Below are 25,985 nucleotides of genomic sequence, written 5' to 3' on the forward strand. Positions count from 1 at the left end.
GTGCATCTACCAATTAAATGTTCTCAGGTTGAACACCATACTCCGGATAAATTTGTACAAAAGTCAGTTATTTTTTTTTAATAAAAAACCCCAGTTGGTGTTAGCCTACTAGGGGAGTGAGTTATCAGGGTGCATCTACCAATTAAATGTTCTCAGGTTGAACACCATACTCCGGATAAATTTGTACAAAAGTCAGTTATTTTTTTTAATAAAAAACCCCCAGATGATGTTAGTCTACTAGGGGAGTTAGTTATCAGGGTGCATCTACCAATTAAATATTCTCAGGGTGAACACCATACTCCGGATAAATTTGTACAAAGGTCAGTTATTTTTTTAAATAAAAAACCCCCAGATGATGTTAGTCTACTAGGGGAGTTAGTTATCAGGGTGCATCTACTAGTAATGTTTTCTAGGGATAGCCAGTATCCTCCGGAGAAAATGGTCAAAATCAGGGTTGATGGTGACATCTACAACTGGCTATGCCTACTAACTATAAAAAACCCCCAGTGGGTGTTAGCCAACCAGGGGAGTTAGTTATCAGGGTGCATCTACCAATAATATTTTCTAAAGTAAATGGGTCTCTACCGGATAAATTAACAGAGGTTGAAATTGTTAGTATTTGCTTACCCAATAAAACCTCAGCAGGCGTTCGCCAACCAGAGGAGTTAGTTATCAGTACAGACCTACCAATTAAATTATCGGTGCGCTGCCTGAAAAATGGGTGTGTCAGAAATGATTGCAGCTTTAGGACTTATGCACAAAAGATTCACTAACCCCTTAAAAAGGGCGCTTTTATCCCTCTTTTAAGGAAAGTTGGTCAATTAATGTTAGCGATAGCTAGGTTTCAGGTTTTCAGTGCGTTTTTATGCTTACTTCCTTCATAAAAAACCCCCCAGTGGGTGTTAGCCAACCAGGGGAGCTAGTTATCAGGGTGCATCTACCAATTAAATGTTCTAGGTTTAACCACCATGCTCCGGATAAATTTACTAGAAGGTTGATTATTGTTGTGTGCCAACAAAACTCTAGTAGATGTGAAATGAATTAGGGGAGTTAAAGATCAAGGTACATCCATCTAGTAATCAAGTATTCTAGGGTTAAGCACTATTTTTTGGTAGAGAATATCTGCGTTATAAGTTGCTGTTGTTTGCCAAAATAAAAAAAACCCCTAGTGGGTGTTAGCCAACTAGGGGAGTTGAAGATCAAGGTGCATCTACCAATTAAGTGTTCTAGTTCCAAGTAATCCGATCCGGATAAAGTTGTAAAGGCAGAAAAAGCAAAACAACTAGAATCAGAAACATTCAGGGGTGGGATGCATCTAAGTTATCAGAGGGAGCGAAAAATCGACTTGAAACTTTCGCGTTTCAAACCAGATTTAGGAGGCGGACAGGAGAAGCTGTGACCCAGGAATTCCACATTTCGGTAACTCCTGTAGGGCAAAATGACTACTTGGTGCGGACGGAACAAGTCGCGCCTGGGGTGCCATTGGCAGAAGAATTGGTGACTTGGCCAATAGCTGATTGGTTGATGGCTGCTGGGCATTTGATGAATGATCCGTTGAAGTCGGTGTTGCAAGGAGATCCATTCGCTTCTGGCGGGCATGAAAGCGATATTGCCAGAAACTCTGTTAATTTGGTAGCTTTGGGTCAACAATTTTATAACGCCCTATTTCAAGGCACTCTCAGAGATAGTTGGATTACTGCTCAAGGTATTGCCCAAAACCACCAACAAGTACTACGCTTACGCTTGGGGCTAAAAGACACTAGATTAGCTCGTCTGCCTTGGGAAGTGATGCACGCAGGCGATCGCCCTCTAGCGACTGGGCCTTATGTCGCTTTTTCTCGCTTCCAAAGTGGAATTTTGGGAGCTTCGCCTTTGCGATCACAAAATATGCCCACACCACTACAACAAGGTAGTGTGAAAGTATTGATGGTAATTGCTTCCCCCTCAGATCAAGTCCGTCTTGACTTACAGAAACAAGAAGCTATCAAACTGCAAGCAGAACTTCACCGTCAACTACCACGAATTGCTGAAGGTAGCAATCGTTTTCCCCAAATTGAACTGACTGTGTTAGACCAACCAGGGCGGGAAGAACTAACGCAAGCTCTAGAACAGGGCAGATACAACGTTTTACACTACTCTGGTCATAGTAATTTAGGCTCCAATGGTGGAGAAATTTATCTTGCTAGTCGCAGAACTGGCTTAACAGAAATCTTGACTGGGGACGATCTAGCAGGTTTGCTCGTCAACAATAACATCCAAATGGCAGTGTTTAACTCCTGCTTGGGGGCGTACACAGCTGCATCCGATCCCTCTGGAGATACTGGCGAACGAAACTTGGCAGAAAGTTTGGTGAAGCGCGGAATTAGAAGCGTCTTGGCTATGTCAGAACGGATTCCTGATGAAGTGGCGTTGACACTCACACAATTGTTTTACCGCAACTTGAGTCAGGGATATCCAGTAGATTTGTGCGTCAGTCGGGTACGCCAAGGATTAATTTCTGCCTATGGTTCTCACCAGATGTACTGGGCATTACCGATTTTATATCTCCAGCCAGAATTTGACGGTTTCTTGAGCCAGGAAACGGAAATATCCGAAAGTGCGGAGTCGCCCAAGCAGTATAATTCGCCTTTAGGGATAACTTCCACAATGTACTCTGCTATGGCAGATGATAGCGAGATGCATTTAGGAATGGAGGAAATGATTCCTTCTGGTTTGGCGCGTGACCCTTCAGGGTTAGACTGGCTAGGCGAAGATACTTGGGGCGATCTAGTTGATGAAATTGAGTATGATGACCCAAGTTATGAGGAAGATTCTGCGATCGTTTCGGATTTGTTTCGTCAGCTAGATAACCAAAAAACTGCAACTGAACTAGATCAACAAATTCCAGACAATAATCTTCACCAAGGGCAGGTTTCAGAGGGAATGACTTCTCTGGAAGAGGAAGGAGATTTGTGGGGAGAAATCCCAGCACCGCCACCTCCAATTACTGGAAATTTTGAAGGAAAGTGGCAAAATTCTGATTTTTCGCGTAGGCATAGCCCGCCGCAGGCATCGCAACCAGCCTCACTAAGACCTCGTACTCGTCGCCGCCAGCTGTGGCCGATTTTGGGTATTGTAGCAATCAGTGCGCTAGCAGCTGCGATCACTTTAAATTGGTGGTGGCAAAATCGATCCCAGCAGGCAACTCTGCCTAACATCCCAGAAATTCCTACCCAGTCTCTACCTATCCAAAAGCAGCCAAACATCGATTTAGAAATAGCAACCACTGGTATTGTCACCGCCACCGCTACCGAAAAATTGAGCCAGGGGGACTTACAAGGTGGGTTATTAGCTGTAGAAGAACTACTTAATCGTGGCGCAGTGGCTGCGGCTGACACAGCCTTGAAACTAATTCCAAATCAACAAGCTGACGATCCATCTGTCAACTTTTACAAGGGACGATTAGCGTGGCAGTCTATCCAAACTGGAGACAATAACTATAGCGTCGATGATGCCCGCCGTTACTGGGAAACTGCTGCAAAAGCTAAACCCGAATCGCTTTTGTATAATAACGCCTTGGGATTTGCCTACTACACAGAAGGCAATCTAAATCGAGCCAATGATTCTTGGTTCAAGGCTTTGAATTTAGCTCTCAAAGAGCAGAACACAGACTCTAGCGCCGAAACATCTACAAATACGGCAGTCCCTCAAGATGCTTTAACTTCTTATGCTGGGTTAGCTCTGGGACTGTATAAATCTGCACTGAGTCAATCTAGTGGTAAGCAGACACAATATTTGAATGAAGCGATCAAGTTGCGGCAAATGGTTCTCAAGTCTGATCCAGTCAATTTCCAGGTAGATAAATTAGCTAAAAATTGGCTGTGGACAGAAAAGGCGATTGAAGATTGGCGATCGCTCCTTCAGGAGAAAGGGGAAGAACAGTAAGATGTTGTGGTGGTGCGATCGCTTTTAATTAGTAAATCTTCAGTGCGATCGCTCTGTTGATCCACGCTAGCGATCGCCGTGATGGTTGTGTTCGCATCTGAAATAGGTTTAGACTTATCTTAATTCTCGGATGCTGGGACTCCATAAAAGAATAGAAGAAATACAAGGACAAACGCTGCAAATGCTCCTCCAGCTTTAATATTAGTTTTATTCAAAGGTACGTGTGCTTCTAAACCAAGACTACCTGTGAAAAAATAACCTGATATCCCAGCAAATGTGGCTGCTAAAAATCTAATTATTGCTAGAGTGCTACCTTGCATTGCTCGTGGGTAGAGTACAAGAACAATAAAGACTATTAAGACCGCTAGAGCCATAGCAAGGGCTATTCCACGTTCAGCAGGTGAAATTTGCGAGGATGGTCTATGCACTTGTGGATGAGAATTATCTTCTTGTTTAGATGGTTCTGTCATAAAATTATTCTCTTGCTTTGATGGCTGAATTACATTATTAACTGTTACAACCACATTTTCTCTTCTTATCTCAGAGGGATTAGGAAGAATATCGTTGTCTATATGCCGTTCTGCTTTCACTAACTCCCTTCTATTCATCACATCATCAATTAAGCCCAAGACATCAATCATTTGATAGCTTTTTTGACATTGAATGCGTTCTTGCTTATCAGCTACAAACTGTCGCAATCTCTCAAAGGGGTAAAAGTGTGGCTCTTGGTTATCTTTGCAAGTGACACAATTACAGGGAATTAACTTGTTGTACTTCAGTCGCTTGTACGAGTCATGAATTTTATCGAGTTCATGTGTAACTATGGTCATCAAATCTCTTTTGTGACTACCTGAGACTCGAATCTTAATCTCCCGCTTACCGTAATATTCAATCACCTCCGCCTCCGTCTGGTCTTTGCTGAGAACGACGCCGCTTTTCCAGACACATCTTTGTTCATTTATCAACTCATGCATGGCAACAATGAACTGAGTGATGATGCCTCTGGGCATGAACTCGTAGGTGTAACGTAGAATCAGATTGTTGATTTCATTCCAGTCATAGGAGTGTTGATTAGGAGATAGCAGTTCTGGGGCAATATACTTTCCTTTGCTTTTAGGAATTTCGTAGCACAGTTTAAAGTTGATCATCAGCCGCAAGAGTTCATCATGCATCGTGGCGTATTCGTCTTCACACCAGATGTTTGCCAAGTCAGACCGACTGAAACTGCCCAGGCTGCGAATCACCTTTTCATTATCCAGCACTCTGTAGACTGCATCAGTTCCCCATTTGGGTTTAAGGATGACAGTCTTGTTCAAAAGTGCGTCTTCCTGGAAGTGCAAGCATACTCCCAAATCGTGCAGGTAGCTGCTCAACTGCAACTTGTCATTTCTTTGAGTGAACCCATTTTGTTGGCAGATGTTCAGGTATTCATCCAAGCCGATGTAATTGCGTGCGTCACTCTCCAAAGTTTCTCGGACTCTGACCCAGGTTTTTGGGAGAGGGCTGCCAATATGGGGCAGGTTTTTAACGTAATGCTTGATTTGTTCTAAAACTTGTTCTAAACCTCTATTGTCAGCAAGGTTTGTTGGTAAAGTCTCTTTCAAATTAGTAAACTGCCCCCGTAACTGGAGTTCATTAATCTGTCGGTGGCGATTTTGCTTCTCATTTTTGATGATTAGCAGTGGACTGTTATCACTCAATAGTTCCACCACATTCAGCCAATTATAAAAATCCGTGTCTTCCTTGCGGGTATCGGCCACTAAGACATAAAGGGAACGCTTGGTGAGGAAAAACTTGTGAGTAGCATGGTAAATCTCTTGTCCTCCAAAGTCCCAGATATTGACTCGAAATTTTCGCGCATTTCCCATTAGGAAACTCCACTGGATAACCTCAATTCCCTTGGTAGAGTCTTCCTCTCGGAGTTGATAATTCTCGTCTTTGATTTTCTTCGCCAGTGTTGTCTTCCCTGCTCCTGCTTCGCCGATAATTAGTAACTTTGCCTCATACAGATAATCTGTACCTTCTGCTTGTATTTGTCGGAAATAATCCTTAATTGCTTGAAGACCTCGTGCAACAACTTCTGGCGGTGGCTTTTCGATGGGGTTGCCTCTTAAATTCAGGGAAGTGAGTTGTTGTAGGCGGGCGATCGCTTCTGGCAGCGTCGTTAATCCGTTCTCGTTTAAATCCAGGGTGGTGAGTTGTTGTAGGCGGGCGATTGCTTCTGGCAGTGTCGTTAATTCGTTGCCGCTTAAATCCAAGGAAGTGAGTTGTTGCAGGCGAGTGATCACTTCTGGTAGCGTTGTTAATTGGTTGACGCTTAAATTTAGGAAAGTAATTTCTTGTAAGTGGGTGATGGCTTCTGGCAGTGTCGTTAATTCGTTGCCACTTAAATCCAAGGAAGTGAGTTGTTGCAGGCGGGCGAGCGCTTCTGGTAGTGTCGTTAATCGGTTGTCGCTTAAATCCAGGGAAGTGAGTTGTTGCAGGCGGGTGATGGTTTCTGGCAGCGTCGTTAATTTGTTGTGCCTTAAATCTAGGGAAGTGAGTTGTTGCAGACGGGCGATTGCTTCTGGCAGCGTCGTTAATTCGTTGTCGCTTAAATACAGGCTGGTGAGGTGTTGTAGGTGGGTGATGGCTTCTGGTAGCGTCGTTAATATGTTGCCGCTTAAATTTAAAACCTCCAACCATTCTAGTTCAAACACCTCAGTAGGAATATCTGTTAATTTTTCCTTGTCATCACCAAGCCAATCACGGCTTAAATCTAATTCTTTAAGCTGTTTTTCTTTCGCTTCTCGAATTTTTTCAAGGAAATGTTGAGGCGTATTTGCCATACTGAGGTTCACCTCTTAACAAAAGTTATGCGTAATGTCCCTGATTTGCTGGATAATCTTGCAACCACTAATATTTTGCATTAATCCCAACAACCACCACAGGTTAGAAACCTATGGCTCATAGCGAAAGTCCTCTTAAGAGGACTAAATTACTTCCAGACTTATGTTTTACTCTACTTGAGTGGCTTTGGCTATTGGTTCCAAGAACTTCGAGTTTCAGGCGATCGCGGCTACTAATTAAGAATGCTGCAAGATATCAAAGCAATTTACTATTCTGTGTATTACTACACGAGTGCTAATAATTTTTACTGAATATAAAAAGAATTTATCATTACCAATGGTTCAGATTGGCTTGTCAACGAGTCTTTGATACTCATTAATGAGGTTCGGAACTCCGTTAATGAGTCTTTAATACTCGTGGACGAGCCTTTGATACTCGTGGACGAGTCTTTGATACTCGTGAATGAGTCTTTGATACTCGTGGACGAGTCTTTGATACTCGTGGACGAGTCTTTGATACTCGCCGATGAGTCTTTGATACTCGCGGACGAATCTTTGATACTCGTGAATGAGTCTTTGATACTCGCGGACGAGTCTTTGACACTCGTGGGCGAGTCTTTGATACTCGTGGACGAGTCTCTGATGGTTCTTTAGCCGTTTTTTACGCGACTTCTCCAGCCTGAAAAATCTGTTCAGCAGTTAAATTCAACTCTGGGAAGGCTAGCGATTGAATGCGTTCCCCGCAGGGGTTGCCGCAGGCATCGCTTCCCCTAAATTGCCTAACTTGATACTCACCTTCAATGAGTTGGTAAATCGAGATAGTTGGTTGTTTAGGATTGCCAATAAAGCGCCTACCACCTAAACCTAAATAGTCTACAATCCAATATTCAGGTATTCCAACCTCTTCATATTTACCTGCTTTGGTAAAATAGTCGTCGCGCCAGTTGGTACTTACTACTTCAATTACTAAAGGAATTGATGCCGCTTGGCTTACAGTAGATTCTTTTTTCCACAGAGGTTCATTTACTAAATTAGAGTTATTCAACAACATTACATCTGGTGAGTAAGCTGCTTCGCTCTGATTCGGTTTAATGAATGCTGTTTTGGGGATGAAATAAGGTAGTTTTAAACGTTTGTATTCTGTCACTATTTCCCCAACTAAAAATCCAACAATCTGTTCACGATCACCTGTGGGAGGAGCCATTTCTACAATTACTCCGTCATGCAGTTCATAGCGTCGTTGTGAGTTTTCTGGATACCAAGCGATAAATTCATCAAATGTTACTAGTTTGCGTAAGGTTTGAGTCATACTTTCCTCTTGCTTGAAAGTCAGATAAAAATTTAAACCTTAGCTACCTATAATTACGCGACTTCTCCAGCCCGAAAAATCTGTTCAGCAGTTAAATTCAACTCTGGAAATGCTAGCGACTGAATGCGGTCATTTCCCCTAAATTGCTTAACTTGATACTCACCTTCAATTAATTGGTAAATCGAAATAGTTGGTTGTTTAGGATTGCCGATAAAGCGCCTACCACCTAAACCTAGATAGTCTACAATCCAATATTCAGGAATGCCCAAAGATTCGTAATCTTCAAGCTTCAAAGCATAATCATCACTCCAGTTGGTTGAAACAACTTCTACAACCAACTTGACGGAACTACCCCGCGTAATGATAGATTCTTTTTTCCAACGTGGTTCATCTCTAACAGCTTGTCTATCAAGAACGATGACATCTGGTTCATAACCTGAATCAGTGTTAATTGACTTGATGACGCATTCTTTAGGGATAAAGCAAGGGATTGACAAACGGGTGATTTCAATAAACAAAGAACCATTGATAAACCCAGCTATCTCTGAGTGCTTCCCTTTTGGCTTAGGCATTTCAACAATTACCCCATCATGTAGTTCATAATGCCTGTCTGAAGATTCGGGATACCAAGCGATAAATTCATCAAATGTTAGTTGTTTGGTTAAGGCTTGAGTCATGCTTTGCCTCCTTACTTTGTGTCAAATTTGACCCCTCTCCAAACCTCTCCCCGACACGGGGAGAGGCTTAATCAGCGAACTGAGGTTAAACTTTCGTCGCAGCAGCACTTGGTAAACTCACTTTCAATCGCTTAAACATCGCTTCTCGTGCTTGGATAGCGAGGCTATCGTCAAAAGGTTTTAAGCTAATTTCTTGCTGATACTTTAGCCGCAGCGCTGTTTGAATTAACCAATCTGCAACAAAGGGATTTTTCGGTAATAAAGGGCCGTGGGAATAAGTAGCGATCGCATTCTGATAAAATGCTCCTTCTGTCCCATCTTCACCATTATTTCCCAAACCGTACACCACTCGCCCCAATGCTTCCACTTTCCCCAACTTGGTACGGCCGCCGTGATTTTCAAAGCCTACTAAATACGGTGTGCTACCCGTCATCTCTTTTAAATCTCGCGCCAGACGTGAAGCTGTCACTTCTATTACCAAGTTACCAATACAGCGCTTAGTATTATCACCAGGATGCACGGAAACTAAATCGAGGATTCCCAAGCCTTCAATCCGTTGTCCTAATCCGGGTTCATAATAATTTCCTAGCAGTTGGGGGGAACCACAAGTAAATACTCCCGGTGTTCCATTTTCAATTTTTTCGCGCATCGCATCAGCTTTTGCACCTTGCAAATCACGCATAACAATTTCTTGCTGACGATCTTGTGCGCCACCACCAACGATTACATCTACAGTTTTAATATCTGCGGCTGTAGCATTTTGATCCAGGGGTAACACTTTAACATCGTATCCCCGCCACTGAGCGCGACGTTCTATAGTAATTACATTACCGCGATCGCCATAGGTACTCATCAGTGTTGGGTACAACCAACCAATTGTTAATTCTAAATTTTGAGAACTCACATTCATAATTCGTAATTCGTAATTCGTAATTCGTAATTGGATTAGGTGTTGGGAACTGGGTAATGGGAAAAATTTCTCTCATTCCCACTACCAAATTTAAAGAATTTTCCGCCCAGTTAGAACTTCTCGCACTTCTAACATGGCTGAATAGGTGGGCAGAATGTGCAGAGTTTCATTCTCTGGTGTATGCTCTAATGCAGTTGCGATCGCTTGTCGCAAATCTTCTTCGACAATTAAATTTAAGTTACTGTCAGGGGAGTTTTGACTGTAACGTAGACGTAGTGCCATATCGTAGACGCGATCGCCACTCACTACTAAAGTCCCGCCGCGTTCGACTAATTTCTCGGTATCTACGTCCCAAATCCAGGATACATCAGTACCATCGGGTGTGCGATCGTTCAATACTAGCAGTGTGGTTTTATCTGTGCTTTGAGTAACTACGCGAATGGTTTCATTCGTTCCCACAGGATTTTTTGATAACAGAATACGCACGCGTTTCCCGTTAATTACTAAATCTTCAGCCCGACCAAATGCAGCTTGGAAGGTATTAATAGTATCTCTGATTGTTACTTCATCAACTCCCAACTCAATAGCCGCAGTAGCAGCAGCTAAAGTATTATATTTGTTGTACAAACCAACCAGAATTTGCGACCATTCACTACTTTCTAAAGTCGGTTTACTTTTACTAAAACCACACTTGGGACAAGTAAAATCTCCCAAATGAGACAAATAAACACCTTTGTAATCTAGAGAATGTCCACATTTGGGACAATAAATAGAATCAACAGCGTGAGGAATTGCTTCTAAATAATGTTCTGGTTCATTTAAGCCAAAGAATAACACCCGTTGGGGTAACTGCTGACCAAGGTTAGATAAAGTTGGGTCATCAGCATTAGGAATTACCACGGTTTCTGCTGGTAGCGTAGAAATAACTTTTGTCCAACGTTTACTAATTGTATCTACTTCGCCGTACCTATCGAGTTGGTCGCGGAACAAGTTTAAACAAAGAATAATTCGCGGCTGGAGTGGCGCTAATACTTTCGGTACAATATTTTCATCAACTTCTAAAATGGCGTAATCAGTATTTAGCGTGCCTAGTAAGTTGGTGCTTTCTAACAGCGCCGTCATCAAGCCATTTTCTAGATTTGCACCTGTAGAATTATGAGTGACACGAAAACCCTTGCGTTCTAATATTGTGCATAAAAGCAGCGCTGTAGTGGTTTTGCCATTAGTACCAGCAATTAAAATCACCCCGTTTTTGACTTGCTGACTCAATAATTGTAAAAGTCGGGGTTCAATGCGACGAGCAATCGAGCCTGGTAATACACTAGCAGCACCTAGACGGAGCGATCGCACTATAAACGTTACACTTTTTGCCACTGACACCGCGAAACCTAGTCGCAGCCTATCTATGAATTGTATTTTGTTTCCCACATCTATACCCTAGTCTTCTGGCGGTTGCTAATTGATAGTCTTTAAGTTGCAAATTTAATATGCGTGAGTTTAGCGAATCCTAGCTGAAAAAGCCAGCCTCAAAATCAAGATGCAGGAGATGAGGGGGACAAGGGGATAAGGGGGACAAGAAAAATTAGATACTCATTCATCCACCTCAGAACCTCGAACTACTTCCCCTGCCCCTCTGCCTCCAACTCCTCATCTCCATCATCCACTTACGAGAGATAATCTCAGTAGGCGTTATCTTAAAAAATAGTGCGCGGGCGTAATTAGATATCCAGCCCAGTTTGCCGAATTCAGCACAAACTCAGACAAGTAGTAGCTTGCAAGGTTCCTTTTGATGAATAGCACAAAGTTTCTTTTTTTACATAAACAAATTACTGGCTGGCAAAGGTGGTTGTCCAAATGCCTGTTGTTGCTTGCAAGTCTTTTCATTATAAGTATGCAACCTGCATATGCTGGTCTCAATAATGATTTATATGATGGCAACATCTTTGTCGTTTATGCTGGCAATGGTTCTTTGGTTCCTCCCAAACAGACACTGGCACAGACTTTAGCAGAACATAAACCCATATTTTTGGCCTTTTATTTGGATGACAGCAGCGATTCCAAAAGATATGCCATTTCCATATCACGGGTACAGGAATTCTATGGTCGGGTAGCAGAGATTATGCCGATTAATGTAGATACTATCCCGGCTAAAGAGACCTACGACCCTACAGAACCAGGATATTACTATTCTGGGGCTGTTCCTCAAGTCGTGGTGTTTAATAAATCAGGTGAGGTAGTTTTGAATAAGAAGGGTCAAGTACCTTTTGAAGAAATAGACGATGAATTTCGCAAAATATTTGATTTATTACCACGCACTGAAACAGCACAGCTAAAGCGGCGAGCCTTCAATGAGTTCAGTAGTGAGTTAGCTAAGTAACTGATGGGGTAGGCCAAATTGGTCTGCCCTAGTTTTTCGTGCTATCTGTTACTACATTTCTGCCGATGCCAAAGCATAATATTGAAATATCTGTGTTAACAGATTAGAAAGTTAATCCATAGTCTATAGTTCGTAACAAATGACTAATGACTAACGACTAATGACCAATGACTAACTAGAGTCTATTCTCATGTCAAAGGTTTACACCACCCAGGAGCTAATTCAAATTTTGGCAGCCGAACGCCAAGCCTGCCTCAAGGGAAAACGCCTAAAATTAGAAATACCAGTCTCTGGCAATCCCGTAATTGACCAGTTTCTCAAAACTGATGGGCTGCAACAATTTACTGCCTATCAAGATTTCAAAACCGCAATTCATGACTATCAAAGGGAAAATCAAGTTTCAGGTATTATCTGGCGGGAGGTAACTGTCAAAGGTAAAAACTTGAACTATCCCGAAGTAGACAGCGAGTTGATAGCCCTCCCAAGTGACTTAGAGATATTAAAAACTGCTAAAAATTCTATCGTAGAATTTTGGTATGAAGTCTCTATAGGAATGGATTTATACTTGAGTTTCAATAATAGTAAACAGTACCAACAAATTGCCACATCTGATGTAGAAAGAATTGTTCAAAGAACAGAATGGGCAGGTTTGTGCAAGTGGGAAAATTCTAGCTTTTTGGAAATGATTTTGCAGCTAGGATGGGGTAAACCAGAAGAAGCTTACTATAAACGAGGAAGACCGCGATCGGGTAGTGAATATATTCATGCAGTCAATCCCGGTAATCGCCCTATTGGTTGAGCAAACAATTCGTAATTCGTAATGACGCTCTCTACGAGACGCTGCGCGTAGCTTGCTTCCCTGTAAGGGTACGCGGACTCGCTACCGCTACGCTAACGTAATTCGTAATTAAAAAACTGATAGAGAACTGCCCACTAAATTTTTTTATTTATTGGTCAACAAAACAGTGGAGAGTTCAAAGCTAACACTGATTGGAATTATGAATTATAGCCCAATACGGTTCAGTTAAGCGCTACTGGTATAAAACTTTGGGTTTTCGAGACGCGATAAATCGCCGTCTCTACAAGTGTTTTGGTCTTATCTGAACTGTATTGAATTATAGCCGTTCTCGTTTACGTGAAGTACACCCGTAGGGGCACGGCACTGCCCCCGTGCCCCTACACCTGGTGATGTAATGTTGTACTGCATCTGAATGGGAACCGCTATATGAATTACGCATTATCAATTACCAAGCCCTCCTGTCTCCTTCAAGGTTGATTTTGCTCGATAAGATTGACGATCGCTGTAGCTAATTCTGCTGGATCGACTGGTTTAGGTAGATGTTTTTGAAATCCTGCTGCCATTGCTTGGTTGTAGTTAATCTCTCCAGCATAAGCAGTCAAAGCGATCGCTGGAATTTGCCCGCCTTGTTCTGGTGGTAATTTTCTCACCTCGCGCAGCAGCATATAACCATCCATCAAGGGCATTCCAATATCGCTTAACAAGATATCTGGCTTTGATTGGACTAGTATTTCCAGCGCTTCACTTGCTGATTCAACTGCTGTTACAGTTGCGCCATATTGTTCCAGCGCAAAGCTAAAAAACTCTCGCACATCAGCTTGATCATCCACAAGCAGGATTTGCACTCCAGCAAGTAATGTGTCTTCAGTACTGACTTCTGGTTGAGAAGCCTCATCGCTGCTGACTCGCAACTCAGAATTTTTCAGCAAAGGTAGTCTGACTGTAAAAGTAGCCCCTTGCCCTTCTCCCAGACTCTCTGCCTGAACTGTACCACCATGAAGTTCTACGAGATGGCGCACAATTGCCAGTCCTAATCCCAATCCGCCAAATACTCTAGTTGTTTTGGCATCTGCTTGTCGAAAGTAATCAAAGACGTAGGGCAAAAATTCCGGGTTGATTCCCTTACCTGTATCAATCACCTGGATTTGGGCATCTAACCCAACTTGCTCTAAACGCACTTCTACTTGTCCATCTGTGGGTGTGAATTTAACGGCATTGGAGAGGAGATTCCACATCACTTGTTGCAAGCGATCGCTATCACCCAAAACTTTGCCGATATCATTACTTAACACCGTTTGAATTCGAATTGACTTGGCTTCTGCTGCTAAACGCACCGTTTCTAGTGCAGATGCGATCGCTACTTTCAAATCCACTGCATAGAGATTTAACCTGACTTTACCTTGTAAAATCCGCGAAACATCAAGTAAATCTCCAATCAATTGGGTTTGTAACTTAGCATTCCGCTCGATTGTTTCCAATGCCCGGATTTTGGTGGGTTCGTCGAACTTGCGGGTTCTGAGTAACTTTGCCCACCCTAAAATCGGATTCAGGGGAGTTCTGAGTTCATGGGAAAGGACAGCGAGGAATTCATCTTTAATTCGGTTGGCTGTCTCGGCTTGTGCTCTTGCAGTCTTTTCGGCTTCGTAAAGTTGAGCACGGGCGATGGCTTGTGCACACTGTTGTCCCAGTGTCAACATAAATCCCCGGTCTTCTTCGTTAAATATTTGTACAGTTTTAAAACTTAATCCCAGTGCCCCAATTACTTTGCCTTCTGCTATCAAGGGAATGGTAGCCCAAGCATTATTTCCTGTGAGAGTCACAGCATCTCTTAAGTTAGGATATCTAGCAATCAAGGCTGCTAAATTTTCTAAAAAAATCGGCTGCCTAGTTCTGACTGTTTCTGCGATTTGGTTAGGTGCAGTGATGGGAAAAGTTGTCCAAGTATCTATGACTGATTGCGGATAGCCAATTGCTTGCACAACTTTTAGTTCTGTACCTCCCTCAATAAGCAAGACAACGGAACCAGCAGTGGCTTGTAAGGCGGCAATCCCTTGGTTCACGACCACATCAGCCACCTGTTGGGGAGTTAGGGCTTCCGAGAGGGCGGCAGTTATTCTTTGTAAAAGTACCGTGCGATTAACAGACCGTTCAGCTGCCTGTTTTGCCTGTTGAGTTTCTTGGTAAAGTCTAGCGTTGTCGATAGCTGTCGCCGCCCGACGAGCAATATCCTCTGCTAAAGCCAAGTCTGTTTGTTTGTAGTGCCGACCAGATTCGGCTGTAAAAAAAGAAATCGCTCCAAATAATTGCCCACGGGAACGAACTGGAATCACCATTAGAGAACGAATACCCAGATTTCGCAGCAATTGCAGATGTTCTTCATCTTGAGCCATCTGGACAAGATTAGAGTCAGATAATTCGGGATAAAAGATAGATATTCCTAGCCTTAGCTGCCGTACAAGCTGTTTGGCTTTGGTTTTGGGCCGATAACGCCGTCGGATTTCGTCTAATGTATTTTGTTTTGTGGGATCGGCAATTGCGATCGCAATTTGTTTACTTGACCAATCTTCCTGGAAAACATCTACAATACACCAGTCAGCTAAGGTAGGAACTGCTAAATTAGCCACATTTTCTAAGGTGATTTCATAATCCAATGAGGCAGCTAGTAAGGTGCTGGCTTCGACTAGAAAGCTTTGTGTCGTTTCAACTCGTTTGCGTTCGCTAATATCTTCAATAATGCCTAATGCATACTTTGGAACTCCCTTCGCATCCCAAACTGCTGATGAAGTTAGGTTTACCCAAACAATGGAACCATCTTTGCGGATGTAGCGCTTCTCTAGGGAATAACCATTAATTTCTTTTGCCAAGACTCGCCGAGCATTTTCCCAATCAATTTTTAAGTCGTCAGGGTGGGTAATTTCCTGGAAGTTTAATTGGATTAACTCTTCATGGCTGTATCCAGTAATCTCACATAGAGCAGGATTAATTTGCAGAAATTGTCCATCCAACCCTACCAACGTAATCCCGACAGCTGCCTGGTTGAACATTGCCCGAAACCTTTCTTCGCTTTCGCGTAAGGCAACTTCTGTTAGCTTTGCTGCTGTCACATCTGCCAAAATAATCCCAATTCCTACTGTTTCCCCCATTGCGTTGTTGACTGGGTAATAGTTGCCCAGCCAATAGCCGTAACGTTCGGGTTGCTCCCTTGTCTCACCGCTAATTTCTACATTCAGATGGGGTTCTCCAGTATCCAACACGTGCTGTAACTGTTGCTCTAAGTCAGCCGCCATTGCTGGCAACACTTCCCCAAACTTGCGTCCGAGATGTTCTTCTATCGCCAAACCGTTAATATCAGCGAAAACTTGATTAATTCGGATATATCGTAGTTCCCGATCCAAAAAGCATACGGCAACAGGAGCAGCTTCGAGCAGCGCATCTAAAAGAGATAGAGATTCGGCATAATGGACTAAAGCCTGCTGGATATCTCGATAAAGTCGGGCATTTTCCACTGCTAAAGCAGCACGATGGGTAATATCTGTTGCTAAAGTTAGGTCAGTGCGATCGTAGCGACGGTTTGATTGGGTGGTGACAAAGCTGATGCTGCCGAGGACTCGCCCTTGTGCAATTAAAGGCACAATCATCACAGACTTCATCCCCAATTGCCGAACCAGTTCTAAGTGTTCTTGATTCTGAGTACCTGCCACTAATAGCGAGTCAGATATCTCTGAAATTAATTCACTTTGCCCGGTTTGCAGTACTCTAGTAATTGCACTTGCACCCTTGTAATCTGTTGCATACTCCCGAAGTTTACGCGCCAACTCCGCTTTAGATGGGTCTGCATGGGCAATGGGTAGGCGGCGAATGGAACCATCTTCATTTAAAATGTCAACACTACACCAATCAGCAAGCTGGGGAACTGAGATTTTGGCGATTTGTTCTAAGGTTTCTTCGTAATCTAGCGAAGTAGAGAGTAAACTACTAATTTGGGCAATATAGCGGAGTCTTTTCTCAGCCTGCTTACGCTCTGTAATATCAACAACAAAAAAAGCTCCTCCATTTACAGTGCCTTCAAAGCGGCTAGCACCTACCAAAATCGGGAAGCGTGAGCCGTCTTTATGGATATATTCCTTTTCATAGGGTGTGCAAAAGGAACTGTCTTGAAGTTGAGTCAGTGCTTGCTTATCGAGTTGCACGTACTCTGTAGGAGTTAAATCTTGCCAGTTAATTTTTCCAGAAACTAATTCTTCACGAGAATAACCCACCATATTCAGCAAGGCATCGTTCGCTTCTGTAATCCCACCGTCTCTATTCCAGAAGCCAATACCAATCATATTGGACTCAACCACACTGCGAAACTTTGCTTCGCTTTCCCGCAGTGCTTGTTCAGTTTGTTTCAGTTGAGTAATATCAATTGAACTAATACCCACTCCCAATAACTGCCCATCCGGCAAACACACCGGATAATAGCTGACAAGACCATAACGATATACTCCAGGCGGATAAGTTTCACCGCTCACTTCCTGGTTGAGTAAGGGCTGCCCGGTTTGCATCACTTGCTCAAAAACAGGCTCAATTTGCGCCGCCCATTCCGGTAGTACTTCCCTAAAGGTGCGACCAATATGTTGACTTTGCGGTACACCATTGGTAGCTGCCAACGCTTCATTAGCATGAACGTAACGAAGTTCAGTATCGAGAAAAGCCAGCGCCACTGGTGAACTAGTAAGCCAAGCATTGAGTAATGCCAGAGATTCGTCTTTTTGCTGAATAGCTTGCTGAAGTTCCTGATACAACGTGGCTTTTTCTAGTTCTGCCTGCTTGCGCTCAGTAATATTCACAGCTACACAGGCAATACCCTGAATGCTATTGTCTATATCCTTTAATGGTTCAACCAGCAAATCATAGTAGCGGTCTTCTCCACAAATTATCAGAGAAATCTCTTCACGGGTTGAAACACCAGTCTCTAGTACCTTCAGTTTAATTGCCCTCAATTGCTCTGCTACTAAAGCTGGAAACAATTCATAATCAGTCTTACCTAACATTTCCTCAGTTGTGTTTAGACTTTGAGAATTATGAATCCACTGATATCGTAAATTGCGATCGTGCTGAAAGATGACGATATCTGAACTACTTAACGCTAATCGAAATCGCTCCTCACTAACTCTCAGCTTTTGTAGATTTCCATCAGCCCGTTTTTTAGCAGTCTTTAATGCCTCACATAACACACTAAAGAGTAATCCTTGTAATGCAAACAACCCAATTCGCACAAAATTGGATAAGTCAAAACTCAGCTCATAAGCTGGGGGGAGAAAGAAGTAATTGCTCAGTAACGCAGACAAGCCGGTTGCTAACAGCCCTGACTTCAAACCACCATACCAAGCACTCACCATTACAGCGCTAAAAAACAGCAAAAAAGGAGTTCCACTCATGCTTAACCAGGGGTCTAGTATCAGCATTACCACTAATGCAGTTGCAACAATTAATACAGTAGCGCTATAACGAAGTAACAGGGAATAATGAATATAGGGCATGAAAATGTTTTGGAACAACCAATACTTATTGCAAAGGCTGTATACACCCTAAGCTAGTTTGCAAATTTTAGTAATTTATCTTCAGATAGATTTTTCTTTATTTAAAAAAGCTTCTTTTGTGAGAGGTTAATTACTCACTAATATAGTATTCAAAGCCAAAATTGATCGCTAATTTTCTATATCTATAACATCAGTTTGGCGATCATAAATACTCAAATCGAAGAAATGCAGTGACCCAAGCTTATAACAAATCTCAAAATGAAGCATCGGAATGAACTGAAGTTTAGGAATGTTGCATCTGGGTATAAAATTGCTCAGAAAGCTCTGAATCGGTTCAGTTTAGCTGTTTGGGGACTTCGCCAATGGTATCCGTATCCCGGCTCAAACTAGAGTAGTAGCTGAAACCTCTACTTTTGTCTTCGATTCCAAAAGTTTGTGGTTGATTAACTTTTTTGGTTGATTACTTTGTCCTGGTGTCACATACTTGATTGCGAGATTGATGGTATTTTATTTTTGCACCAACTCTTTGATCCCAATCACGATACAAGCTATGACACTCAATTTATATTTACTGCGACATGGAGAAACTACTTTTAGTCAAAGTGGTAATTTCTGCGGTGAAACTGATGCGGAGTTGACAACAGAGGGGATGCAGATGGCATCCGGTTTTGCCGATGTTTATCAAAAATTGAAGTGGGAAGCAGTTTATGTTAGCCCTATGAAGCGCACAATTGCAACTGCCAAGCCATTTTGTGATGCTATCGGTATGGATATGCAGTTGCGTGACGGACTTAGAGAAGGTAGTTACGGCGAATGGGAAAGGAAGAGTAAATCGTTTGCCCAAGAGAATTACGCAGAAAATTATGTAAAATGGTTGACAGAACCCGCTTGGAATGCACCCATTGGTGGAGAAACTGCGGTAGATATTGCTAACCGTTCTATGCCTGTAATTGCTGAAATTCAAGAAAAACATCACCAAGGTAATGTTTTAGTAGTTTCCCATAAAGCCACGATTCGGATTATGCTTTGCAGTTTACTAGGAATTGATTTGGGACGCTATCGCTATCGGGTGAATATTTTGGTCGCGTCGGTAAGTATGGTTAAATTTGACGTTAATGGCCCTTTGTTAGAAATATTAGGCGATCGCCATCATATACCCGATCATATTCGCTCTCGTCCGGGAACATAATAGTCCCTTAAATAAAAACCGAAGACCAACATAAAAGTTGCAAATTGCAGCTTGTTGCCAAAACTTTGCTAGAGTCAATCTTCAATTAATCCCCAACCTACTGTGATCAATTCACATAAAATTCGCTGTAATTGACATCCTTCAGTACTGCTACCAATTTGTCAATATGTGCTGCTTCATGAGTTGCCATTAAAGATATTCTGATCCGACTTGTAGGCACTGTGGGGGGACGAATTGCTGGAGCAAAAATGCCAGCATCTCTTAGCTGTTTTCCAGCTTTGAGGGCATCTGTTGCACTAGGCAATTGAAAACATAATATCGGTGATTCTGAAGGCAATAATTTTAAATTAGGTAGCTGTTGTTGCAGCAAATTTTTCAAGTAATGTACATTTTGCCACAATTGGGCCCGGCGTTGCGGTTCTTGTTGGACTATCTTGAGTGCTGCTAAAGCCGCCGCCGTGTCAGCAGGCGAAAGCCCAGTGGTGTAAATCCAAGTGGGTGCGCGGTTCCGCAAAAAGTCAATTAGGGCACTACTTGCTGCCACATACCCGCCTAAACTACCCAAAGCTTTACTCAAGGTACCAACTTGAATTAACGGCTTTCCTGTGCATCCAAAATGTTCGACACACCCAGCGCCAGTTTTTCCTAGTACCCCAGTGGCATGAGCTTCATCAACTAGCAGCATACAGTTAAATTCATCAGCGAGATTCAACAGTGCTGGCAACGGACATAAATCGCCATCCATGCTGAAGACGCTATCAGTAAGAATCAAGCAGCGTCGGTAGTTCTGTCGCTGTTGACTCAACTGAGTTTTTAATACTGCGATATCACAGTGCGGATATTCCACAAATACTGCACCGCTGAGATTCGCCCCATTTTTCAGACTGGAATGATTGTACTGGTCAGATAAAATTAAATCACGCTTGCCAACAAGGGCGGTAATTGCACCTAAATTCGCTAGATACCCAGAACTAAATACCAAGGCATCTTCTGTTTGTTTGGTAGATGCGATCGCCTCTTCTAAATCTCTGTGCAATTCCCTATGCCCGCTGAGTAATCTAGAACCAGTACTACCAGTCCCAAATTCTGCGATCGCAGCAGTTGCGGCTGCCATCAACCGCTCATCCCCAGTCAGCCCCAAATAGTCATTGCTGGCAAAATTAATTACCTCTTGCCCAGCTAAAACCACCGTTGCACCCGGACGACCGTGGATTGTTTGTACTGAACGATACCAGTCTGCCCGATGAATTGTTGCTAAGGACTGTTCTAGCCAAGCATAAGGGTCTGTGGACATTGGGAATTGGGAATTGGGCATTGCACACCTGACAAATGACAATTAAACTTGTTCGCTGCTGAGATGAGCGATCGCTTGTTTAATCCAATCTTCGACATAGGCATCTTTGGGTAGTCCAATATCTTCACTTACCACATGCAGGGCGTGACTGACCTCATGGGCAGTATATCCCAAGGCGAAGAGGGTCATTTGCACCTCTTCGAGAATGCCCGGTGCTGGCCCACCTGTGGCGACGAAGAACCCGGCTGATTTGCGCCACTCGACCAATTTGCTTTTCAGTTCCAAACAGATGCGTTCTGCGATTTTTTTACCGACACCGGGAGCCTGAATTAGGATTTGTGTATTGCCAGCGATAATTGCTTGGACTAAATCTGGTAGTTCCAGAGTGTCCAACAGTGCGATCGCTAAGGCTGCACCAATACCTGTGACAGTCAGCAAGTGGCGAAATAAATCGCGTTCGGCTGGCGAAGCAAAGCCATAAAGTAACGGCACTTCTTCACGAATTTGGAAATGGGTAAAAATTTGCGCCACTCCTCCTGACTCTGGTAACTGGTTTGCTAGCCGTTGGGGAACTTGCAAATCATACCCCAAGCCATTCACTTCCAGAGTCAGAATCACGCGATTAGCGCCAATTGTTTGGATACCAGCGACTATACCTTTTAGATAACTAATCATTACAAGAGACCAAAATAATTTAAGCCTTCAATAATTCCACCTGCACAAAAACCTTTTGCCAGGTAGCGATGGTCAGCGGGATACTCATCGTGCCATTGGAGTAACTCTTTTCGGGCATTCCCCACAATGATTCCCCGTTCGTTGCCTACAGCAAATAAAGCAATATCATTACCTGAATCACCACAGACAACTGTTTGTTCTGCTGCAAATTTCCACTTTTGGCGTAAAAACTGCATTGCCTGACCTTTATCGCTGCTATGGGGTACAATGTCAAGGTCAATACCGCTACTGTAGATTAACTTTACATTTAATTTATATTTCTGCAACTCAGCTTCGAGTTGTGGTATGACATTTACAGATGCCTCTTGTTGTAAGAAAAAACTCACTTTGAAGGGACGCTGTTCTGAATCTGGTTGCCGAACTAACTCACGGTATTTCTTAGTAATAAATAATACAGTTTCCCGTTCCCATCCCGGAGAGAGGATTTCTGACCAACCTGAGTCTGGAGTATCAGTATCACCTAAGTAAATTTCCGTACCTACAGAAAGGACGAGGGCATCCGGTTGCAAAAGATTTTTTTGAGCTTGGAGTTCTTTGTAAAGTACAGGCGATCGCCCGGTAGAATAAACGATTTTAGTACCGTATTCTTGGCGATGTTGACTCAGCAGTTGATTTAGTTCTGCTAAGGCGCTGTCATCGCCCACGGTGCGATACACGAGGGTGTCATCCAAATCAGTGACAAAAAGGAATGGTTTCATATAGCGGTTCTCAGTTGAGTGCAATATTGCAGAAACAGTGAGTGAACCAAATAATGATATCTTTTTGAGTCACAGTATTCGATGTTCTAAAAGCGAAAATTACTCCCTTGTTATTGCTACACAACCGTATTTATTTAAGATCCTAAATTGAATCGAATTTTTGAATTTTATACTGATATTCGACAATGCTTAAACAGTTAACTGTATCTGCGATACTCCTTGGCGCAACTGGCGCTGTCGCTTAAGCCAAGACTGGCGAACGGGTCGGGAAATTAGGGGAGCTAGCTTGCTTACTGCCCATTGCATTGGTGGGCTTTTAGTAAGTCGTTCAGCCTGAGCCGCTTCTTCACTTTGAAGCTGCTGCGATCGCACAATTTCTGGCTCTCGTTCAGCTTGAATCTGTGGCAATATCGCATCAATATCTGCATATTCTGCTCCCTGACGCAACAGGGGAACCAGATAATTTGTTGCAACAATCACATCCCGCAATGCCATATTAATACCCTGAGCGCGGATAGGTGACATTGGATGAGCAGCATCGCCCAAGAGTAGTAACCCTGGCACAGACCAGCGCGGACACCGCCCGACTACAACGGATAATAATACAGGTCGCTCAATACTTTCTGCATTTTCCTGGAAATGCTCTGCTAACCAAGGAGGTGATACAGACGCAAACATTTCAGCCCAATTGACTTGCTTCCAATCCATCGGGTAACCCTCATAGAGCGACCAACCCACTTGAAGATTGCCCTCCGTACCACAAAATAATCCAAAGGCGTGACGACCGTTAACAATTGAGTAAAAGACATTTTCCGACTCAAAACGCGGACTATCTGCCAATTTGAACCAAAGAATATTGAAACTTTGGGACTGTTGCTCTAAAGTTAAGTTTGCTCGTTGCCGAACAATAGAATTACGACCATCTGCCCCAATAACTAAATCCGCAGAAATAGTCCGATTATCCCCTAGCTTTACGCCAGAAACTCGGCTTTCGCTCCACATTAAATCTTGTACAGGTTCACTCTGCACCAACTCAAAATTGGGATAAGTGCTGGCTTCCTGAATCAGCGCTTCCAGGAGGGCTGGCTGTGAAACAAGCATAGTGGACTTTCCACCAAGTTCCATTGGTTCCTCAACTCGAAATAGCGATCGCTTGTTGATAATGAACTCCCAGGCATCCAAAGGGCGATGAGGAATGCGTTCTAACATGGGTGACAATCCCATCTGCTCTAGGGCATCCAGCCCACTAGGCATTAGCCCCTCACCGCGAAAAACTCGCCGGAAGTTACGGGATGCTTCAATCAGTTTGACTGCAATGCCCCGTTTTATCAGCAGGAGTGCAAGCGTTGCACCAGTAGGACCAGCCCCAACAATTACAACTTGAGTCATCACTTTATAAATGTTATCTCTGCGTTAGAGAAATAGTTGTATTACTGTCACTAATTTAACAATCAAGAGTTATTTATCTCCATCCAGGAGAAATACAAAAATCTGAGCATATAAACTCACACGAGTAGACTCTCATTTCTACTCATCGCTTAATGTTTCAATTAACAAATCTACCTGCTGCTGTCGTTGCTGCAAAAAACTTTCGCACTGACGCAAACACTCCACAGCACTTGCAAATTGCTCAAACACAGCTTCCAAATCCAACTCGCCCGCCTCGATGCGAGCGATAATTCCCTCTATTTCAGCAACCTTCGCCTCATAATTCCAACCTTCCTCAGAACTAGAAGCACTCTTACGTTTAACCATCAACCTCTCTGTGTCCTCTGCGCCTCTGTGGTTCGTTCACTTCCATAACCTTAACTTTAACCCCACCCTGCCCCAACTGAATCACTAACTCTTGCCCCACAGCCAACTCCGCCGCAGAACGAGCGATCGCCCCATCTTCCCGCCTAACCACCGCATAACCACGCTGTAACACTGCTTTCGGGTCAAGGCTAGCCAACTTCTGCCGTAACAACTCTAAATGCTGCACTGCTTGCTGTGATCGCCCCGTCGTAATTTGCACCAAACGCTGACGCTTCCAAGCTAGCTTGTCCACCTCCTGCTGCACTTGCCGATCTAACCGCAAACGTCGCAAACGATTCCGTAATACTTGCAGTTTATTAAGAGAATTTTCCCCAAAGTCATGCACAGCCTCATGTAAAACTACAATTCGCTGCCGATGCTCAGTATACAACTCTGAAAGTGCTGGCACAACCATTTCCGCCGCCGCCGTCGGTGTATGTGCACAAGCATCTGCAACTAAATCTGCTAAAGATTCATCCCGTTGATGGCCAATACCAGTAATTACAGGAATAGAACAACTAGCCAGCGATCGCACCACACGTTCATCATTAAAGCAAGCCAACTCCTCCACTGCGCCACCACCCCGCGATAAAATTAGCACTTCGGCGCGACCATCTCTTTCCACTCGATCAATTGCTTTGACGATAGATTCAGGCGCTTGCTCACCTTGCACTGTAGCCGGAGAAAACAAAACGTGTAAACCTGGATACCTTTGCTTGAGAGTTTTTTGAATATCACCCCAAGCCGCCGCCGTTGGTGAAGTGACAACAGCGATCGTTTGGGGGTGAGTTGGAAGCGATCGCTTTCTTTGAGCATCGAACAACCCCTCAGCCAGCAAGCGATTTTTTAGTTGTTGATAGCGCAACGCCTGTAAACCGACACCAGCAGGTAGAGTTTGCCAAACTGACAACTGATACTCTCCCCGTTGCGGATAGACGCGAATACTGCCCAAAATAATTATCTGCTCACCGGGAACGGGTATTTGGGCGAGTTTTGGCAATTGGGTATTCCATACCACACACTTAATTCCGGCGGTGCGATCGGTATCTTGCAGCGTAAAAAATAAACCACTGCGATGGTGGTTAGCGCTGGAAACTTCACCAGTTACCCAAACTTGCCGCAATTGTTCATCTTGCTCTAACAGCAAGCGGATATAGTCAGTTAATCCAGATACTGAAAGTGCAGTATCGAGAATGAGGGAGTCGGGAAGGTCGAAAGTCATCAAAGATGCCTGAAAGCATTAATGCTGAAGCGATTCTAGCATTTTTAATGAATACCAAAGTTTATCCTAGTAAACGCTTTAATCTTTTGTAGACATCATCATCATTGCGCTTACCGACTAAAATCACTTCTATTAAATCTTGCTCAGGAAAATATCTGTAAACAATTCGATATTCACCACTATCAACTCGATATAAATCCTGATAACCAGATAGCTGCTTACTATCAGTGGGTAAAGGCTCAACATTCAAAGCTATAACCTTTTTTGCAATCTGTGCTGCTATTTTAGGCTGTAAACCGTTGAGAAAATCAAGAACAGTTGCTAGACCATCAAGCTTCGCCATTAGCTAAATGCTCTAATGCAGATGTAAAAGCCTCTGTACCAATCATTTTGGACTGACTCAGCGCAACTTCAGCAGCTTGACCGAAAACCATATCCTCTAATTCTTCCAACCGATTAATTAATTTTTGGTAGCTCTCTGCTGAAATAATCACATGGCTAGGCCGTGATTGCTTGGTTAGTAGAACTGGCTCAATAGCAGCCTTGTCAAAAACCTCACCGTGTTTGTTACGAGCATCTGTGAGAGTATAGGTTTGCATAGACATTTTGACTATTTTAGACATTTTGACTATATTTTAGCAGATAAATCTTCTCATCTCAATTCTGGCTTCACAAAACTTGCTGCTTGTTTATGTAAATAGAGT

General features: G+C 43.2%; 19 protein-coding genes. 5 read left to right on the forward strand and 14 right to left on the reverse strand.

The window, feature by feature from the left end:
* Positions 1-479 precede the first annotated feature (479 nt).
* Entirely contained in the window at positions 480-773 is a 294-nt protein-coding gene (locus ACEYW6_RS21225; protein WP_412981302.1) for a hypothetical protein, read from the forward strand.
* Between the two features lie 622 nt (positions 774-1,395).
* Entirely contained in the window at positions 1,396-3,924 is a 2,529-nt protein-coding gene (gene hetF / locus ACEYW6_RS21230) for a cell division protein HetF (protein ID WP_412981303.1), read from the forward strand.
* A gap of 119 nt (positions 3,925-4,043) precedes the next feature.
* On the opposite strand, the gene ACEYW6_RS21235 is transcribed toward hetF, so the two are convergent.
* The 5 genes from ACEYW6_RS21235 to ACEYW6_RS21255 form a co-directional block, all read right to left on the reverse strand.
* On the reverse strand, positions 4,044-6,752 hold the full coding sequence (locus tag ACEYW6_RS21235; RefSeq protein ID WP_412981304.1) for a COR domain-containing protein: 2,709 nt from the start codon (positions 6,750-6,752) through the stop codon (positions 4,044-4,046).
* Between the two features lie 661 nt (positions 6,753-7,413).
* Positions 7,414-8,061: a Uma2 family endonuclease gene (locus ACEYW6_RS21240; protein ID WP_412981305.1), complete on the reverse strand. Its 648-nt coding sequence runs from the start codon at positions 8,059-8,061 to the stop codon at positions 7,414-7,416.
* 53 nt (positions 8,062-8,114) lie between these two features.
* Positions 8,115-8,738, reverse strand: coding sequence for a Uma2 family endonuclease (locus ACEYW6_RS21245; protein WP_412981306.1), 624 nt, complete (start codon positions 8,736-8,738; stop codon positions 8,115-8,117).
* Between the two features lie 85 nt (positions 8,739-8,823).
* Complete coding sequence (locus ACEYW6_RS21250; RefSeq protein ID WP_412981330.1) at positions 8,824-9,642, reverse strand: type 1 glutamine amidotransferase; 819 nt, start codon at positions 9,640-9,642, stop codon at positions 8,824-8,826.
* 96 nt (positions 9,643-9,738) lie between these two features.
* Complete coding sequence (locus ACEYW6_RS21255) at positions 9,739-11,076, reverse strand: MurT ligase domain-containing protein (RefSeq protein WP_412981307.1); 1,338 nt, start codon at positions 11,074-11,076, stop codon at positions 9,739-9,741.
* Between the two features lie 361 nt (positions 11,077-11,437).
* Between ACEYW6_RS21255 and ACEYW6_RS21260 the strand changes: the two genes are divergently transcribed.
* Both ACEYW6_RS21260 and ACEYW6_RS21265 read left to right on the forward strand, forming a co-directional pair.
* The gene (locus ACEYW6_RS21260; RefSeq protein ID WP_190898944.1) at positions 11,438-12,025 is read left to right on the forward strand and encodes a thylakoid membrane photosystem I accumulation factor; all 588 of its coding nucleotides are present in this window, start codon (positions 11,438-11,440) and stop codon (positions 12,023-12,025) included.
* A gap of 190 nt (positions 12,026-12,215) precedes the next feature.
* Positions 12,216-12,824, forward strand: a complete 609-nt coding sequence (locus tag ACEYW6_RS21265) for a hypothetical protein (protein ID WP_196513501.1) — start codon at positions 12,216-12,218, stop codon at positions 12,822-12,824.
* 467 nt (positions 12,825-13,291) lie between these two features.
* On the opposite strand, the gene ACEYW6_RS21270 is transcribed toward ACEYW6_RS21265, so the two are convergent.
* Complete coding sequence (locus ACEYW6_RS21270) at positions 13,292-18,349, reverse strand: PAS domain S-box protein (protein ID WP_412981308.1); 5,058 nt, start codon at positions 18,347-18,349, stop codon at positions 13,292-13,294.
* A 550-nt stretch (positions 18,350-18,899) separates the two neighbouring features.
* Here ACEYW6_RS21270 and ACEYW6_RS21275 point away from each other — a divergent pair.
* On the forward strand, positions 18,900-19,538 hold the full coding sequence (locus ACEYW6_RS21275) for a histidine phosphatase family protein (RefSeq protein WP_196513499.1): 639 nt from the start codon (positions 18,900-18,902) through the stop codon (positions 19,536-19,538).
* A gap of 106 nt (positions 19,539-19,644) precedes the next feature.
* Here the strand turns inward: ACEYW6_RS21275 and bioF are convergent, their stop codons facing one another.
* The 8 genes from bioF to ACEYW6_RS21315 all read right to left on the reverse strand — a co-directional run bounded on the left by bioF (position 19,645) and on the right by ACEYW6_RS21315 (position 25,880).
* Positions 19,645-20,832, reverse strand: a complete 1,188-nt coding sequence (gene bioF, locus ACEYW6_RS21280) for an 8-amino-7-oxononanoate synthase (protein WP_412981331.1) — start codon at positions 20,830-20,832, stop codon at positions 19,645-19,647.
* A 42-nt stretch (positions 20,833-20,874) separates the two neighbouring features.
* Positions 20,875-21,507 (reverse strand): Holliday junction branch migration protein RuvA, encoded by a 633-nt coding sequence (ruvA, locus tag ACEYW6_RS21285; RefSeq protein ID WP_190898940.1) that lies wholly within the window; start codon positions 21,505-21,507, stop codon positions 20,875-20,877.
* Positions 21,507-22,265, reverse strand: a complete 759-nt coding sequence (locus ACEYW6_RS21290) for a sucrose-phosphate phosphatase (protein WP_412981309.1) — start codon at positions 22,263-22,265, stop codon at positions 21,507-21,509. Before ACEYW6_RS21290 ends, ruvA begins: the two co-directional genes overlap by 1 nt.
* 189 nt (positions 22,266-22,454) lie before the next feature.
* On the reverse strand, positions 22,455-23,654 hold the full coding sequence (locus tag ACEYW6_RS21295; RefSeq protein WP_412981310.1) for an FAD-dependent monooxygenase: 1,200 nt from the start codon (positions 23,652-23,654) through the stop codon (positions 22,455-22,457).
* Positions 23,655-23,792: 138 nt separating this feature from the next.
* Positions 23,793-24,020 carry an exodeoxyribonuclease VII small subunit gene (gene xseB, locus ACEYW6_RS21300; protein WP_412981311.1) on the reverse strand — a complete coding sequence of 76 codons (228 nt, stop codon included), beginning with the start codon at positions 24,018-24,020 and terminating at the stop codon, positions 23,793-23,795.
* Positions 24,013-25,281: an exodeoxyribonuclease VII large subunit gene (xseA, locus tag ACEYW6_RS21305; protein WP_412981312.1), complete on the reverse strand. Its 1,269-nt coding sequence runs from the start codon at positions 25,279-25,281 to the stop codon at positions 24,013-24,015. Before xseA ends, xseB begins: the two co-directional genes overlap by 8 nt.
* A 61-nt stretch (positions 25,282-25,342) precedes the next feature.
* Positions 25,343-25,624 (reverse strand): type II toxin-antitoxin system RelE family toxin, encoded by a 282-nt coding sequence (locus ACEYW6_RS21310; RefSeq protein WP_412981313.1) that lies wholly within the window; start codon positions 25,622-25,624, stop codon positions 25,343-25,345.
* On the reverse strand, positions 25,611-25,880 hold the full coding sequence (locus tag ACEYW6_RS21315) for a type II toxin-antitoxin system Phd/YefM family antitoxin (RefSeq protein WP_251958345.1): 270 nt from the start codon (positions 25,878-25,880) through the stop codon (positions 25,611-25,613). Before ACEYW6_RS21315 ends, ACEYW6_RS21310 begins: the two co-directional genes overlap by 14 nt.
* Positions 25,881-25,985 lie beyond the last annotated feature (105 nt).

This window comes from Nostoc sp. UIC 10607 (assembly GCF_047228265.1).
Lineage (GTDB): Bacteria > Cyanobacteriota > Cyanobacteriia > Cyanobacteriales > Nostocaceae > Nostoc > Nostoc foliaceum_A.

Bases quoted from the DNA above. Each gene is read 5' to 3' on its own strand.
- ACEYW6_RS21225 (WP_412981302.1), top strand. From the start codon at position 480: ATGCCTACTAACTATAAAAAACCCCCAGTGGGTGTTAGCCAACCAGGG.
- ruvA (WP_190898940.1), bottom strand. From the start codon at position 21,507: ATGATTAGTTATCTAAAAGGTATAGTCGCTGGTATCCAAACAATTGGC.
- ACEYW6_RS21310 (WP_412981313.1), bottom strand. From the start codon at position 25,624: ATGGCGAAGCTTGATGGTCTAGCAACTGTTCTTGATTTTCTCAACGGT.
- bioF (WP_412981331.1), bottom strand. From the start codon at position 20,832: ATGTCCACAGACCCTTATGCTTGGCTAGAACAGTCCTTAGCAACAATT.
- ACEYW6_RS21290 (WP_412981309.1), bottom strand. From the start codon at position 22,265: ATGAAACCATTCCTTTTTGTCACTGATTTGGATGACACCCTCGTGTAT.
- ACEYW6_RS21260 (WP_190898944.1), top strand. From the start codon at position 11,438: ATGAATAGCACAAAGTTTCTTTTTTTACATAAACAAATTACTGGCTGG.
- ACEYW6_RS21295 (WP_412981310.1), bottom strand. From the start codon at position 23,654: ATGACTCAAGTTGTAATTGTTGGGGCTGGTCCTACTGGTGCAACGCTT.
- ACEYW6_RS21235 (WP_412981304.1), bottom strand. From the start codon at position 6,752: ATGGCAAATACGCCTCAACATTTCCTTGAAAAAATTCGAGAAGCGAAA.
- ACEYW6_RS21270 (WP_412981308.1), bottom strand. From the start codon at position 18,349: ATGCCCTATATTCATTATTCCCTGTTACTTCGTTATAGCGCTACTGTA.
- ACEYW6_RS21315 (WP_251958345.1), bottom strand. From the start codon at position 25,880: ATGCAAACCTATACTCTCACAGATGCTCGTAACAAACACGGTGAGGTT.
- ACEYW6_RS21245 (WP_412981306.1), bottom strand. From the start codon at position 8,738: ATGACTCAAGCCTTAACCAAACAACTAACATTTGATGAATTTATCGCT.
- xseB (WP_412981311.1), bottom strand. From the start codon at position 24,020: ATGGTTAAACGTAAGAGTGCTTCTAGTTCTGAGGAAGGTTGGAATTAT.
- ACEYW6_RS21265 (WP_196513501.1), top strand. From the start codon at position 12,216: ATGTCAAAGGTTTACACCACCCAGGAGCTAATTCAAATTTTGGCAGCC.
- xseA (WP_412981312.1), bottom strand. From the start codon at position 25,281: ATGACTTTCGACCTTCCCGACTCCCTCATTCTCGATACTGCACTTTCA.
- ACEYW6_RS21240 (WP_412981305.1), bottom strand. From the start codon at position 8,061: ATGACTCAAACCTTACGCAAACTAGTAACATTTGATGAATTTATCGCT.
- ACEYW6_RS21275 (WP_196513499.1), top strand. From the start codon at position 18,900: ATGACACTCAATTTATATTTACTGCGACATGGAGAAACTACTTTTAGT.